Origin of the sequence: Shewanella glacialipiscicola (genome assembly GCF_023283485.1) — a bacterium.
GTDB classification, from domain to species: domain Bacteria; phylum Pseudomonadota; class Gammaproteobacteria; order Enterobacterales; family Shewanellaceae; genus Shewanella; species Shewanella glacialipiscicola.
This window is the reverse complement of record NZ_JAKILU010000004.1, coordinates 240317-255187: the sequence shown is the minus strand read 5'-3', so window position 1 is coordinate 255187 and position 14871 is coordinate 240317. Positions and strand designations below refer to the sequence as shown.

Below are 14871 nucleotides of genomic sequence, written 5' to 3'. Positions count from 1 at the left end.
CTAACAAATCTAGCAGAAAATATCAAAGTCATTTCACCCGGTTTTTGAAGCCGCGTTGATGCAAATCGATAGCATAACAACAGACCCATGAAGAGTTAACTGACTGATTTAGCAACTATGTGAATGTTAGCTTTAATACTCATTTATGCACCAAGTAAAAGGCTATGTAGCGCATGGTGTGAGCTAACCTGATAATGTGGGGCTATGCCCGCCGGCGCCTGATGGTCATGAACGTTATACCAACAGGTATGAATACCCGCATTAATACCGCCTTGAATATCTGAGTGTGGATTATCACCGACCATGAGCACAGTATCGCGCGCAGGGTTACCCATCAAGTGAAGTGCGTGCTCAAAAATACCTACATCGGGTTTTGCTATGCCGACATTTTCTGAAATCACCAAAATATCAAAATGATGCTGTAAGCCTGTGCGCTTTAATCGCACAGTTTGCAGCTCAGTAAAACCGTTAGTGATAATACCCAATTTGGCTTTACCTTGCAGTGCGGCTAATAACTCACGCGCTCCAGGCAGCGGCGCACAAATCTCAGCCATCGCCAATAAAAAAGCACTGTTGAGTGTTAATGCTGTGACGGCTAATTTGGCGGCCCAAGGCTCAAAACGTATGGTCTGCAACTCAGCGGCGGTTATCTTGCCATCTTGATAATCGACCCACAGCGGTTTGTTAACTAACTGATACTTATCAAAATCGGCTGGAGTAAAATCCACGCCAAAGCCTTGAAACATCAGCTTAAGCCCAGCAAAAGCATCAAAACAAAATAGGGTTTCATCGGCATCAAACAAAATCCATTGGTATGGCAAGGACATAGGTTTCTCTTTCTGGCTAAACTCTAGGTGCCGCCCTGCGGTAACACAGCGACAATTCGGCAGCTACGATATTTTTTAAATGAAGATTTACGGTAAAAATACGCTGGGTTTAACCTAACGCCTCAACACACGATACTCATCGGCAAACGCGATAGTTTACCTTGCATCGCGAGGGATGATAACCACGAAAATCAAATGGACTATTGAGCTATCTAAAATCAGAACTTAAACAGGCTGTTAAGCCAGAAATGACCATTTTCACATGACTTATCTCGGTGTAACTTAAAGGGATCATGCGCCAATCTAGGACAACAAATAACCCGCACTTCTGCAAGCCATGTTATCCACTAATCCTTTCTCGAATATGGCATTTGAGCGGTTTATTCGCAGCAAAATAATTGGCCTATATAATAAATGTATTGATAGTGTTTTGAGGAATTAGTTAAAAAATAACATTTAGCCTACCGCTAACTTAGCGGCGTGATGCCACATTACATCAGGTATTGATAGCTCTAATCGCCATGTGATGTTCATGGGTTGTGAACCGTTATGGCTGACATAATGTACTTTGCCAAAATTCACGAATCCCATAGTGCGGCCATTTTCATCTTTTGATTGCTCTCGCACAAACAACAGCACGGTTTTTCCCAGCTTTTGTTGCTCAATATAGCTTAGACCCCGACCTCGTTCTGGCCGTGCGCTATTTTGTGATTGCCAGTGAAACAGATGCTCGCTAATTGCATAGTCGTGATACATGGTTGTCGGTGAAAACTGCTTCTCTGATTTGTTTAACGTCACAAATAAGCACTCAAGATTTTGCTCACTAATCGCAAGCACACCCTCCCTTGAAGGCGATTTAGCTGCAAATGTGCTTGCGCCCATCGCTGCTAAAATTTGCTCACGAGTATAACGAGAATGTACTTTCAAAGCGGTGGGTTGTTGCAATTCCAAATCCATTTCTTGATGGTGTATCCGGTTAATCAGTATCGCCAAGACAGCCAATAACTCTTCCTGCAACGGCTTATTGCGTAGCATCTGCAAACTCACCTTTAAGCTGGTAACGTTTAAAGCCGTACCTGGTTTATCCCAAAAGTTGTAATGACACATCAAGGCAAACTGATTTTGTATAGGATCCACCCCATTAAAGACAAAATCATTTTGGCATAACTGTTTGATAAAGATTAAATAGGATAGTGAAGTACAACTGAGTAAGTGAAAGTTAATCGCGCGATAATAGGCTTTGGCTAAATTGGACCGCGCTGTAGGTTCAGCAATCTGATGACCCTGCATAGCCTCGACTAATAAGGTCCAGCCACATTGACCATTAATCCTGATGCGATAAATATCTTCCAAGGCAACTTGCGGGTTAAGGCGTAAAAAATTGCCTAGCGTGAGCGGCAAGTTAGTCTGATGTTTAAAGTTTGCTATTAGACTGGTTAATCGATTGGCATTGAGCGTAGCGCGGCTAATATTACGCAAAATCATCGACTGCGCTTTTTCTTCAAGCTCGATTCGACAGCCAAGAGGTAGATGCGGAAAGTCATTCAGTATTTCATCTTTTATCGACTGATTGGTTTTACCGACTAACGCTCTAAATTTTTGTGAGAAATCATATTCATCACGTGAATTTCCGACAAAATCTAATATTGTGCAGCACTGCTTATCATCGGTGAGACGCAAACCTCGGCCAAGTTGCTGCAGGAATATGGTCAAGCTTTCCGTTGGCCGTAAAAACAACAAGGTGTCCACTTCTGGAATGTCGACACCTTCGTTAAAAATATCCACCACACACAAAATGGATAATTTACCAGTGACTAAGCTCTGCCGCTTTTGTTGCCGTTCAGAGCTATTATCACTGGTCAGCACATCCGCGCTGATCCTCGCCAAATTAAACTTCTTCGCCATATACTCGGCGTGTTCCTTGGTTACACAAAAGGCTAACGCCTTAATATTGTCTATATCAGTTACGGTTTCAGCTAGGCTGCGAATAATGCGCGTCACGCGTTGTTCATCGTGAGTGTATAAATTGCTCAGCTCAGCGACGTCATAACGACCACGGCTCCAATTTAACTTGCTAAGGTCGGTATTATCATCGATCGCAAAATATTGAAATGGACATAAATACCGTTGATTAATAGCTTCGGGTAAACGTATTTCAGCGGCAATGACACCGCAAAAATCAGCTAAAATATCGACGCCATCATGCCGCTCTGGTGTGGCAGTAAGCCCCAGTAAAACCTTGGGTTCAAAATGCTCTAGCAGCCCACGGTAGCTATTGGCTGCAACGTGATGGACTTCATCAATAACAATATAGTCATAAAAATCAGCCGCTAATGGCAGGTTACCAAGTTGCAGATTCAAGCTTTGGATTGATGCAAATAAGTGTTTGTAACTATTAGGTTTATGCTCTGCCACCCATAGCTCGCCAAATTGATTATTCTTTAACACACCGCGATAAGCACTGAGAGCTTGCTGTAAAATTTCTTGCCTATGAGCAACAAATAGAAAATTGGCTTCTGGGTACAATTTATAAAATCGCGCAAAATCGAATGCGGAAATAATCGTCTTGCCCGTGCCTGTTGCTGCGACAATGAGATTTTTAAAACGGCCATGAACGCTGCGCTCTGCTGCAAGCTGTTCAAGAATTTCTCGCTGATGCGCAAACGGCTTAATGTCAAAATGAAATGAGCTCGATTCAGTGCCACTGCCTTTCGCTTCTTTGAGCGCATTGTTTAATTTTTCTTTACTGCTCGCATCACCGTTGAATAACTCAAATTCGTTCGATTGCCAGTAAGTTTCAAACGTACTGAGTGATTTATCAATAATGTGGGGAATTTCTTGGGTGGTGATCTTAAGGTTCCACTCAAGCCCGCTGGTCAATGCAGAATGCGATAAATTTGAAGAACCGATATAACCGGTATGAAAACCGGTATTTCGTAGAAATAAATAGGACTTTGCATGCAACCTTTCGCGTTTAGTGTTGTAACTTAATTTGACTTGGGTATTGGGTAAACTGGCTAGAAACTCGACGGCTTTAGCATCAGTCGCGCCCATATAAGATGTCGTGATGATGCGTAACTCTTTACCACTGCGCGTAAATTCCTCAAGTTCATTCTTGAAGATACGAATACCCGCCCACTTGATAAACGATACCAGCCAATAGATTTTGTCTGATGAGCGGATCTCACGTTTAAGCTCACTTTCAAGAGACAATCCCGCGTTACTACCGCAAAAAAGCTCACTTTGAGTGAGCCCAGTTAATGGAAATATGGCGGCCGTATATTTAGGTAAATCAGTCGCTATCGGGTTCTGTTTATTAAAAAGTGCTGTGAGTATCCGACCTTGGCTATCGATGAGATTTTCATCAATAAAGTCATCATCGTTAATATGCTCTTTGAGCCACATCACTAGCCGATTAGCCAAACTGATCTGATTGATAACTTGATCCTCACCTGCTGGAACAGAGTTAATGACATATGCAATGACTTTTGCTAGAAAACGCGAGAGCCAGATACTGGCCTCTGCAACCTCAAGTTTTCTTTCACCAACAAAAAATATGTCCTTATCTAAGCGCTTCTCAACAAGTTGAGTAATCAGCTTTTCGTAAATCCCGACCTGTTCCATAGCCAGATATGCCCCAAGACAAACAATCAAAGTTGTAGCGAATATATCACATAACAACTTGATTCAAATTACGATTTTCAAAATGGTTTTGTCTTTTATGATAGGGAGTTAATACTGCTTGGCTTTAGTGGAACTAATTACCTATGAGTGACTCAGCAGCAACACTTTCACAAGCGCTTTAGGCTATTGATTATTGAGCACCACCACAAAGGTAAACTTGCCTCTATTTCCCACTCGGCAATAAGTACCTCGTACTTCGGCCGCCGGCGTCGGCTTTAGCTAAAAAGCGCTATTCGACCATTTGCGCAGGATGGCGAGTGGCGAGTGGCGGTGGCGCGGTTCACCTTAGCGACCTTTTGATATTGGCTAGTATTAATCCCTACCGTCTAACATGCGATTGAGCACCTTGGCTTTGAGGTGATATTCGCTATTTGCCTCACATAATGAGGCGATTAACAAACTTATTCGCCTAACATTATGAGTCGAATAGCGCTAATAATCGCCTTATCAATACCAAATGACTATGCAATGCAGGGAAATGAGCCTTGTTGGTAATCCGGGAGCTCAGTTTCTAAGCCTTATGAGCTTCCACACTTACTATTATTGTGCAGCGGCACTTCAGTTATCACACAATACGGTGCGCCTTTACTGGGTGCATTGCCGTGGCGCGTTACTTTTACCTAGCCACCGACAAAGCCTTCGCGCTGAGATATACTGTAGCCGCTGATTTGACACGCCAATGCGAAACACCGATGTGAAAACTCATTGCTTACACCGCACCACTTGCACACATTCTGAGCCTAATCTATGCCTGATAATGCCAACAATTCAACAGCCTCTGCTCACGCGCAATGTACTGCTAATGCACAGCGTATCGGCAATGCAGATCATGCTGGCAACTTACAGCTTGCAACACCGGATGAGACGTATCCCTCACTGTCGAATGCACTTGGTGGCGAACAGGTAACTGCGGAAAAATTGAAGGTCTTTATCATAGGTTTGCCGCGCACGGGCACCACGAGTGTGAGTGTGGCGCTATTGGAGCAAGGGCTTAAAGTGGCGCACATGGCCTTTACTAAACAGGCGTTTATGCTGGCTGATGCGATTTCTGATGTGCCCTGTTTTAGTGATTATCGGCAGCTCGATGGTCTTTTCCCGCAGGCTAAATTTGTTTACCTCGAGCGTGACTTGGCTAAATGGGTGCCTTCAATGCAGATGCTGCTAGGTAAAATGCTGCCGCATTTAGAAGCAAAATCGGGGCGATTTCACCCGATTATGAAACGCAGCTTTCAACATACTTTTGCTATCGATAAAGAGGCAAACCCTGCAGATGAGGCGCATCTTATTGATTGTTATCACAGGCATCAAAACGAAGTGTTCGCTTACTTTCATAACCGAGAAGATTTTATCTCGCTCGACATCAGCCATGCGGGGAGTTTGAGTCGTTTGTTGCAATTTTTAGGCTTAGCCACCAATGGCCCAACCTTAGGCCAAATGACCGATAGGGCGCATAGCAACACTCAAACAAACAGCACGCTAATCCATCAAGACAGAGTCAATACCAGCGAGCATGTGCTAGATTTTCCTAAATTAAATGCTGGCACTCACGTCGCAGCTTGGCATGAATATAAACATCCAAACAAGGTGAACAGTAATAGCGCTGGCCCGCAAAGCCGTAAGTTTTTCGACTATACGCTTTAGCTGTACGCCCTATTGCTTGCGGCGTTTTACCACAGTGAGCCAATCAAGGCTCACGCCCGAAATGGCATTAAAGCCGCGGATACGGAAGATAAGTTTTAGTAGCTGCGGCCTTGGGCGCACTTTAGGTTCAACCGAGCGCGGAATAAACCAGAGTGTCACTAACGCTCGCAGCACAGTCGATACTAAGAACACCACAAAAATTGGGCTCGATAACACGCTATCCCAACCCGTCCAGGCTAAAAAATCCGCCGCATGGGAGGCAATCGTACCGCCCAATATCGCACCAACAAAAACACAGGCCGCACTTAATGCCGCTTGCAGGGCAGCATAAGTCGCAAAGTCACTGCGAAAGGGACGGATATCATAAAGGTAATTTGCCGTGCTTAAGGTAAAGCCGCTCCATGCCAAGCCAGAAAAAGCTTGGATAGCTAAGATATACAGATAGTTATCCGAGAACAGCCACATCAGCGGCAAACTGGGGATCATACAACTGGTGATAATCATCACTAAACGATTGCCGAATTGATCGCTAAAGCGGCCCCAAAATCGTAAGGTAACAAATTGAGTCGCTATCGAAGCCACACTGGCAAATACAAATTCGAGGTAAGTGAACTTTAAGCCTTCCAGCATATAAACGGCAAAAAATGGTGCCGAGATTGCCACTATTCCCTGCATACTGGCAACGAACAAACTGTACTGGCGAAAGGTTTTATCTTTCCACGCCGCACGAAAATGACCAATCGTTTGCAAAAATACGCCACGCTGTTTGGGCACGCGCGGATCGGGATCATGCATCTGTAGCAGTAACCAAGCCGACACAAAACGCCCCATTGCCGCGATAGAAAACAACAGACTAAAACCCAACCACGCCATCTGCATCGAGTCAGTTAAGGTGAGTATGCCGCCGCCAATAAAGAACACACTCAAAGATGCGCCCATAGTGAGCCGAGTGCGGGCGGCAAAAAAAGCGCCTCGGCGACGTTCAGGTACGATAGATCCCATCCACGCGCGCCAATGGGGCTGAATAAGATTAATAAAACCATGGTAACCAACGGCTAAGGCGATAAAGATCCACACGGCATGCTCTGAGCCAAAAGCAGCCAACGCGCCCATAGCTAACACTATGCAGCCCTGAAAGACAGCGCAAAAAACGATAAACGTTCGACGGGAGAAATGGCTTGCAAGCCACACAGATAGAAGTTGGGCTATCGCCCCAAAAAGCTGTGGTAAACCCGTCACAAACCCCATTTGCGCAAGGCTGGCACCGAGAAAAATAGCATAGGCATTGAAAAAGTTATCACTGGTAGCCGTCATCATTGATGAGGCAATCGCCTCCTGCTGCGAGCGGCGCAGGGTGCATCTTAACCACGAATTACGTTCGCTGCGTCGTGAGCAAGTGACTAGCGGCGGGGCCACAGATGAATCCATACCAAGCACAAATCCATATGATATTAAGGGATTAATTATCGCTCGATTATGTCCGATGAAATGGCCTCTGCCTAGGTTTTAGGTCAAAAAAATGCCCAGAGCAGAGCCCTAGGCATGATTATTAATCAAGATATTGAACCAACAATTTAATACCAACCAATTGATATTAAAATATTAATGACTCACTTAGAAATTAGCTTTAAGCTCAGCCTCTTGGTCAAGCAAGCTTTGGTACAAGGTAAACTGGTTAGCAGCGCGATCCAGATTGTGGCCTTCGCGGTGGATGTGAAAATACACATCGCCGTTAAGATAATCCGTTAAAAAACGCACACCTATCATCAAACAAATCACCCGCGCACCGAGCCACAGACTACGCTTTTCGTCTTCAGTTAAAACGTCACCCAACTCGCTCAAGTAGCCACGGCAAATCGCGGCGAAGATGTCTTGGCGCACTTGGACTTTATCCAAAGCTGTAGAGTCTTCTTCCTCTGGCGAGCAGAAGGTGCGGACCATGTCGCCAAAGTCATACATCAAATGACCTTTCATGCAGGTATCCAAATCGATAATCGCCATGCTAGACATATCGCGCTTATCAAACAGCATATTATTGATTTTAGTGTCGTTATGGCAAATGCGTAGCGGCAGTTTTGGCGATATATCGGCCAGTTCATTAAGCAAGGTCTGTTGAGATAAAGCGTAATCGACCCAATGACGGCAAACATCTAAGCGGTGCAGACTATCGAGCTCAGCCGCCTGTTGTAACAGAGCCATGCGCCCCGGTAAATGGTGAAACTGGGGGATCACATCTTCAAGTTGAGTGGCATCAAAGTCACTCAAAGCAGAAGCAAAATGGCCGAAGGCCTTGGCCGCCATTTCAGCCTCTTGCTCCGACTTGACGACTTCAATACTCAGGCTATGGGGCAAGTAGCTTATCGCCCGCCAAAATCCTTGTTCGCCTAAATCGATAGCCAACGTTCCCTCTTGAGTTAAATAAGGGCTAACGACTTTAAGGCCATATTGTTGCTGCAACGACTTAGCGCATAGATGATGACTAATTTTATCGGCATTGCTAACCAAAGCGCTGGGGGTTTTAAACACCTCAGTGTTAATTCGCTGCAATACTAATTCGCCCGCAGGCCAGCGTACCAAAAGGGTGTCATTGATGTGGCCATTACCGAGGGCTGTAATTTTTGCCTCGGCGGCATCAATACCAAAATGAGGCAAGACTAACTGCCTAATGAGTTTAATCACTCAATAACTCCGTTAATTTTTGTTTTACCCAGACAGTGTCCTGCGGATAAGTCACGCCGAGCCAAGGCTCACAGGCCACATCGACATACACGGGCAAACCTTGCTCAATGCCCGCTTGCACTATGGCGGGTAAGTAGCATTCAGATTTAGCTTCTAGCCCCTGTTGCTCGATAAATTCGGTTAATTCACGTTTAATAACATCAAATATGCTTGGGGAGAAGCCCCAGCATGTCATAGAGACCAAGGACTCTGCTGGTAAATTAGCATGACCTTGTGGGCCATCACCCACTAATTGGCCCGCTTGCTCAGCGATATTGAGCCACTCGGCAACCGATTTAAGCTTTCCATCCTCGACCTGACACAGACCACGGTTAACGCCGCCGTGCTCCGACAATGTGAGTTCGATGGGATACGCCACCATCATCCACTGTGTCGGCTTTGACTTTAAGCCTTTGGCTAACGAAAAAAAGGCGCTATCGCCATAAAAGTCATCGGCATTGATAACCGCCATGGGGCCTTTAACCAGATGACGCGCGCTCCACAGTGCATGGGCAGTACCCCAAGGCTTAAGCCTGTGGCTGAGATCCACTAGCTGCACCGCTTCGGGTAAATCCGTTAAAACCTGATAGCAAAAGTGATATTCAAAATCGGCGGGTAAAAACTGGGTTAGCATTGCAGTTAATTCAGCTTCTAACTCGGGGCGGATCACCAGCACTGCACGCTGAAAGCCACTGCGAATGGCCGACATGATTGATAGCACCAACATGGGTTCGCCAGCAGGGCCGAGCGCCGCTAATTGCTTATCGCCGCCGAAACGACTACCTAGCCCTGCAGCCATAATGACTAAGGTCAATTCTGTATTCATGCTGGATTGATGTTCTGTTCAAATTTTAAGATATTCCCCAACTGCATTGTTAGATACCAAGACTGAGGCATTTAAAACACGGTTTGAGAAAAAGAGGAGCAAAAGTGTAATCTACCCCTCTAATTGTGACTAGCATTTAAGCAGAATTTTTATCGACTTAAGCTGCTTCAGTACGTTAACGAGCGATATAACTGCCAAAGGTACGATTTTGTTCCAGTATCGCTTGGCTACCCTTGAGGCTGAATTTATAACCACACAAGCTAATGCTGCTACGTCGAGCAAGGTCAATGATAATACCTTGAGTGTCCAGTGGTGAAAAACGCGCCTCGGTAGCCGAATCGGCTTTTAAGTCCACCGTCAGAGGGCGGTAATCAGTGCCGCTGTTAAAAGACAACAGGCTACAAGTTTTATCGCCCTTTGCCGTCGCTAAGGACCACAGATTTTTCGCCTTACCCTTCTCACCGAGCCAACGCATGATTAAAATATCGTCTTCAAGCGCCACAGAAAAGCCGTCGGGCAAGGCGAGCGTGACCCGCTCGCCTGCATAGGGCGCAACCGCATTTACAGTCACAAGCTGTGCGCCATCGCCTTCAGCGTCACCACTAGGCCAAAGCCCCCACACCAAGACGATAAACACCAGCACACCAGCACCTATTCCTGCTAGCCGCCAATAACGGCGCTCCACCTTGGGCAGATTAATCTTAGGTAGCTTAACTTTAGGTAACACGAGGAACCGCTTTAGCGGTGCTAAAAATTCAAATAAACCGCGAAACAGTTCAGTCATCGAGCCAGAGTCTTTCGCTTCAGCGCGGCGTTGACGCACTTCTTCAGCATGTTCTACATCATTAAAGCTATCGGTTTCGTTATCTTCTTCGGCGGCCAAACGCCAACTCGGTTCAGCACTGCGCTCGGCGGGATCTAATTGAGGCGCATTAAAATCGACATGGTTTAAATCCATATTAGCCACATCAACATCGGCTAGTTCGATATTGGTGTGTTCGACGCGGCTGGCATGGCTAGGGCGGAAATCAGCATGGGCATGGGGTACCACAAAATCGGCAGGATTCTGCGTCAATCGCGTTAATGCATCAAAACGTAATTCATCTTGGCGCTGGATTTCAAGCTCGGTATCAACCAATGAGGCATGAGTAACGGCTTGGTCATGGGTAAAGACATCGATTTCTGGTTCTGTGACTACGACTGATTGGGCATGTGTTTGCTCAACATGCGGCTCATGGCGTTCAACCTGTGGCTGTAGCTGAATATCTGAGCTTGAGTTAGCCGCCTGTCGTGTAATCACTTGTTTAGAATCTATAGTACTCGCATCTGTTGTTTTAGGGATGATTGTGGGTTCCACACGGCGCCGTGGCATGGCTTGTGATGTTGGCGCATCAAGCTCTGGGCCAAAATAGCCGTAGCGATAATCAACTATCGTAGGCGCAGGTAAACGCCAACCCCAAAAAGTGAGCCCTGCCGCTAAAATTAAGCACAGGCTAATAAGCGCAATGTGGGCATCGGCAATAAATAACCCAAGTAAAATAAGCAGCGGTAATAAAAATGCACCCGTCAGCACTTTTGACTTATCGGCATCGACTAAACGCCGCAGGCTAGTGAGCCCTAATAAAGGCAAACCCAGCAGAGCCAGCAAATACATTAGAAAATTTGCCCCAAATGCCACAGCGGCAATTAAAATACAGGCATATACACCAACACTAATAGCGACAAAGCGGGGACGAGAATCACGCCCGTGAAGGCAGAAAAGAGATTTTAACAGCACGACCCTTCCTTTATTGTTGTAAAAACTAAGTACCAAAAGACAATCATTCATTGCCTAATGAGGCACGAGCGTAACTAATTTACCCGCAATTGTCAGCGCCTACGACCCCAGTCGGGTAAAAATGCATATAATAAACGAATAAATCTAAAATAGGCTTAAATTGCCAAGTAACAAGCCCTAGTAATTCTGTGGTCAAAATCGCTATAATATACGGCTTTCAGGGCCCTTCTTGCGTTAATCAATTGGATATTTAGCTCATGACCGCACGCGGAAATTTATTTATTGTGTCGGCGCCCAGTGGCGCAGGTAAATCCTCGCTAATCTCGGCCTTACTTAAAGACAAGCCCGCCGATATGCAGGTTTCGGTATCACACACCACCCGTGCACCACGCCCAGGTGAAGTTGATGGTCAACACTATCACTTCGTTAATGTTGACCAATTCAAAGCGTTAATTGCTGAAAATGCTTTTTTTGAGTGGGCAGAAGTTTTTGGCAATTACTATGGCACCTCGCGCCATGTCATCGAACATACACTCAGCCAAGGTATTGATGTCTTCCTCGATATCGACTGGCAAGGGGCGCAGCAAGTGAAAGCGCTAATGGATGATGCGGTGAGTGTGTTTATTCTACCGCCATCGAAAGCCGAGCTTGAACGCCGTCTCACCGGCCGTGGACAAGATAGTCCCGATGTTATTGCCAGCCGCATGGCACAGGCCGTATCGGAAATATCCCATTATCGAGAATACGATTTTATTATCGTCAACGACGATTTTGACACCGCCTTAGCCGATTTGCGTGCGATCATTCGCAGCAAGCGCTTAACAGGTGCTAGTCAGATCCACGCGCAAAATGCTATGCTTCACGATCTGTTGGCAGACTAACCTGCCATAGTGTACAATTTTGCGTCATTTTTTCCCTAGATAAACTGGAGTTTCAACACATGGCTCGCGTAACTGTAGAAGACGCCGTAGAACAAATCGGCAACCGTTTTGATATGATCCTGGTTGCAGCGCGTCGTGCTCGCCAAATCGCCGTGCAGGGTAAAGACCCTATGGTTGAAGAGATGAACGACAAGCCAACGGTTATCGCCCTGCGTGAAATCGAACTAGGTTTAGTCACTGCTCACACCTTAGATGCCGATGAGCGTCAAACGGTACGTGAACGTGAAGCCGCTGAAATTGCAGCGGTTGCAGCTATTGCTGAAGGCCGTTCATTATCGTTATAAGCATAATTGAGTAAATACCTGTTTAGGTAAAGGAGAGCTGCCACTTGTATCTGTTTGAAGGTCTAAAGGAGTCTGCTTCCGGTTACTTAGAACCCGAACAGGTAGAGTTGCTCAAGCAAGCGTACCAAATTGCGCGTGATGCCCATGAAGGGCAAATGCGCACGAGTGGCGAACCTTATATTACTCATCCGGTTGCGGTCGCCCGCATCCTTGCAGAGATGCGTCTTGATCATGAGACGCTGATGGCAGCCCTGCTGCACGATACGATAGAAGACACTTATGTCACCAAAGACGATTTAGCCGAACTTTTCGGTGTCGCGGTGGCTGAGCTTGTTGAAGGCGTGTCAAAACTCGATAAGCTTAAATTTCGCGACAAGAAAGAAGCTCAGGCTGAAAACTTCCGTAAAATGATGATGGCGATGACGCAGGATATCCGCGTTATCCTCATCAAGCTTGCCGATAGAACCCACAACATGCGTACCTTAGGCGCACTGCGTCCCGACAAACGTCGCCGTATTGCCCGCGAAACCCTAGAAATCTATGCGCCCATCGCTAACCGTCTCGGTATCCATAATATCAAGACCGAGTTAGAAGACTTAGGTTTCCAAGCCTATTATCCAATGCGATATCGGGTGCTTAAAGAAGTCGTTAAAGCCGCCCGCGGTAATCGCAAAGAATTGATCCAAGGCATTGAAGCCGCTATACATACGCGCTTAAACGATGCGGGTATTCCGGGAAAAGTCAAAGGCCGCGAAAAAAACCTCTACTCCATCTATAACAAGATGCAGAGTAAAGAACTGCAATTCCAAGAAGTGATGGATATCTACGCCTTTAGGGTGATGGTCGATTCCCTCGACACCTGCTATCGCGTACTTGGCGCCATGCACGGACTTTACAAACCTCGCCCCGGTCGTTTCAAAGATTATATCGCTATCCCTAAAGCCAACGGTTATCAGTCACTCCATACCTCCTTATTTGGTCCACACGGCGTGCCCGTTGAGATCCAAATTCGTACCGAAGATATGGACCAAATGGCCGACAAAGGCGTTGCTGCACACTGGGCCTACAAAGGCGGTGCACAAACAGGACAAGGCACAACAACTCAAGTGCGGGCCCGTAAGTGGATGCAAAGCTTGTTGGAATTACAACAAAGCGCCAGTACCTCATTCGAATTCGTTGAAAACGTGAAAACTGAACTCTTCCCTGAAGAAATTTATGTGTTCACTCCTGAAGGTCGTATTCTCGAATTACCCGTTAATGCCACTGCGGTAGACTTTGCCTACGAAGTACATACAGACGTGGGCAACACCTGCGTCGGTGCCCGCGTTAATCGCCAAGCCTATCCGCTCAGCCAGCCGTTACTTTCAGGCCAAACTGTTGAAATCATTACCGCTAAAGGCGCTCGCCCTAATGCTGCCTGGTTAAACTTTGTCGTCACAGGTAAGGCACGCGCTAAAATCCGCCAAGTGCTTAAGAGCCTTAAGGGTGATGAAGCCATTGCACTCGGTCGCCGCCTGCTTAACCATGCGCTCGGTAAAACTAAGCTCGATAGCATTGCGCCTGAACAAATTGAAAAAGTCGTGCGTGATACTAAGCACACGACAATGGATTCACTATTGGCCGACATTGGTCTTGGCAATGCTATGAGTATTGTTATCGCCCAGCGTTTGATTGGCGATAATCTTGAGAATCAAGAGAGCCGCGATGGCCATATGATGCCAATCCGTGGCGCCGAAGGCATGTTGGTCACCTTTGCCAATTGTTGCCGCCCCATTCCCGGCGACGCGGTTATTGCTCACGTGAGCCCGGGTAAAGGTCTGGTTGTGCATATGGAAAACTGCGCGAACATTCGCGGCTATCAAGGTGAACCTGACAAGTACATTCCAGTGCAATGGGATAATGTCGAAGGTGTCGACTATCAGGCTAATCTGCGGGTTGAAATTGTTAATCACCATGGCGCACTGGCGAAGATTACCTCAATTATTGCCGCTGAAGGTTCAAACATTCATAACCTCAGCACTGAAGAACGTGATGGCCGTGTGTATTTGATTAATCTACGGATTTCAGTCAAAGACAGGGTCCATTTAGCCAACGTGATGCGCCGTATTAGGGTATTGCCCGAAGTCTTGCGCACGTCACGTAATCGTTAATTAACTCAAGAATAGAGAGAGCG

10 protein-coding genes and 1 pseudogene are annotated in these 14871 nt (G+C 46.3%); 4 read left to right on the top strand and 7 right to left on the bottom strand.

Annotated elements, in window-relative coordinates; all coding sequences use genetic code 11:
* Positions 1 to 143: 143 nt before the first annotated feature.
* The 3 genes and pseudogenes from yjjG to L2717_RS05540 form a co-directional block, all read right to left on the bottom strand.
* A complete protein-coding gene (gene yjjG / locus L2717_RS05550) occupies positions 144 to 827 on the bottom strand; it encodes a pyrimidine 5'-nucleotidase (protein WP_220771905.1) in 684 nt (227 codons plus the stop codon).
* Between the two features lie 456 nt (positions 828 to 1283).
* Positions 1284 to 4451, bottom strand: coding sequence for a DUF3427 domain-containing protein (locus tag L2717_RS05545; RefSeq protein WP_220771907.1), 3168 nt, complete (start codon positions 4449 to 4451; stop codon positions 1284 to 1286).
* Positions 4452 to 4674: 223 nt separating this feature from the next.
* A pseudogene (locus L2717_RS05540) lies at positions 4675 to 4865 on the bottom strand (DUF4172 domain-containing protein); the annotation flags it as partial.
* 393 nt (positions 4866 to 5258) lie between these two features.
* Here L2717_RS05540 and L2717_RS05535 point away from each other — a divergent pair.
* A complete protein-coding gene (locus L2717_RS05535) occupies positions 5259 to 6152 on the top strand; it encodes a sulfotransferase family protein (RefSeq protein ID WP_220771909.1) in 894 nt (297 codons plus the stop codon).
* 9 nt (positions 6153 to 6161) lie between these two features.
* On the opposite strand, the gene L2717_RS05530 is transcribed toward L2717_RS05535, so the two are convergent.
* The 4 genes from L2717_RS05530 to L2717_RS05515 form a co-directional block, all read right to left on the bottom strand.
* Positions 6162 to 7580: an MFS transporter gene (locus tag L2717_RS05530; protein ID WP_220771910.1), complete on the bottom strand. Its 1419-nt coding sequence runs from the start codon at positions 7578 to 7580 to the stop codon at positions 6162 to 6164.
* A gap of 186 nt (positions 7581 to 7766) precedes the next feature.
* Positions 7767 to 8831: a phosphotransferase enzyme family protein gene (locus L2717_RS05525; RefSeq protein WP_220771911.1), complete on the bottom strand. Its 1065-nt coding sequence runs from the start codon at positions 8829 to 8831 to the stop codon at positions 7767 to 7769.
* Positions 8824 to 9696 (bottom strand): nucleotidyltransferase family protein, encoded by an 873-nt coding sequence (locus L2717_RS05520; RefSeq protein ID WP_220771912.1) that lies wholly within the window; start codon positions 9694 to 9696, stop codon positions 8824 to 8826. Before L2717_RS05520 ends, L2717_RS05525 begins: the two co-directional genes overlap by 8 nt.
* Positions 9697 to 9871: 175 nt before the next feature.
* Positions 9872 to 11473, bottom strand: coding sequence for a hypothetical protein (locus L2717_RS05515; protein ID WP_220771913.1), 1602 nt, complete (start codon positions 11471 to 11473; stop codon positions 9872 to 9874).
* Between the two features lie 257 nt (positions 11474 to 11730).
* Here L2717_RS05515 and gmk point away from each other — a divergent pair, with 257 nt between their 5' ends.
* Genes gmk through spoT form a run of 3 tightly spaced genes read left to right on the top strand, consistent with a single transcriptional unit; the run spans position 11731 to position 14848 of the window.
* Positions 11731 to 12354 carry a guanylate kinase gene (gene gmk / locus L2717_RS05510; protein ID WP_220771914.1) on the top strand — a complete coding sequence of 208 codons (624 nt, stop codon included), beginning with the start codon at positions 11731 to 11733 and terminating at the stop codon, positions 12352 to 12354.
* A 59-nt stretch (positions 12355 to 12413) separates the two neighbouring features.
* Positions 12414 to 12698: a DNA-directed RNA polymerase subunit omega gene (gene rpoZ / locus L2717_RS05505; protein ID WP_076497135.1), complete on the top strand. Its 285-nt coding sequence runs from the start codon at positions 12414 to 12416 to the stop codon at positions 12696 to 12698.
* Between the two features lie 44 nt (positions 12699 to 12742).
* Positions 12743 to 14848 (top strand): bifunctional GTP diphosphokinase/guanosine-3',5'-bis pyrophosphate 3'-pyrophosphohydrolase, encoded by a 2106-nt coding sequence (gene spoT / locus L2717_RS05500; protein WP_220771915.1) that lies wholly within the window; start codon positions 12743 to 12745, stop codon positions 14846 to 14848.
* The last annotated feature ends 23 nt before the right edge of the window (positions 14849 to 14871 follow it).

What these genes read in the sequence shown, in the direction of transcription:
- yjjG (WP_220771905.1), bottom strand. Translation starts at nt 827, where the DNA reads ATGTCCTTGCCATACCAATGGATTTTGTTTGATGCCGATGAAACCCTA.
- L2717_RS05545 (WP_220771907.1), bottom strand. Translation starts at nt 4,451, where the DNA reads ATGGAACAGGTCGGGATTTACGAAAAGCTGATTACTCAACTTGTTGAG.
- L2717_RS05535 (WP_220771909.1), top strand. Translation starts at nt 5,259, where the DNA reads ATGCCTGATAATGCCAACAATTCAACAGCCTCTGCTCACGCGCAATGT.
- L2717_RS05530 (WP_220771910.1), bottom strand. Translation starts at nt 7,580, where the DNA reads ATGGATTCATCTGTGGCCCCGCCGCTAGTCACTTGCTCACGACGCAGC.
- L2717_RS05520 (WP_220771912.1), bottom strand. Translation starts at nt 9,696, where the DNA reads ATGAATACAGAATTGACCTTAGTCATTATGGCTGCAGGGCTAGGTAGT.
- gmk (WP_220771914.1), top strand. Translation starts at nt 11,731, where the DNA reads ATGACCGCACGCGGAAATTTATTTATTGTGTCGGCGCCCAGTGGCGCA.
- rpoZ (WP_076497135.1), top strand. Translation starts at nt 12,414, where the DNA reads ATGGCTCGCGTAACTGTAGAAGACGCCGTAGAACAAATCGGCAACCGT.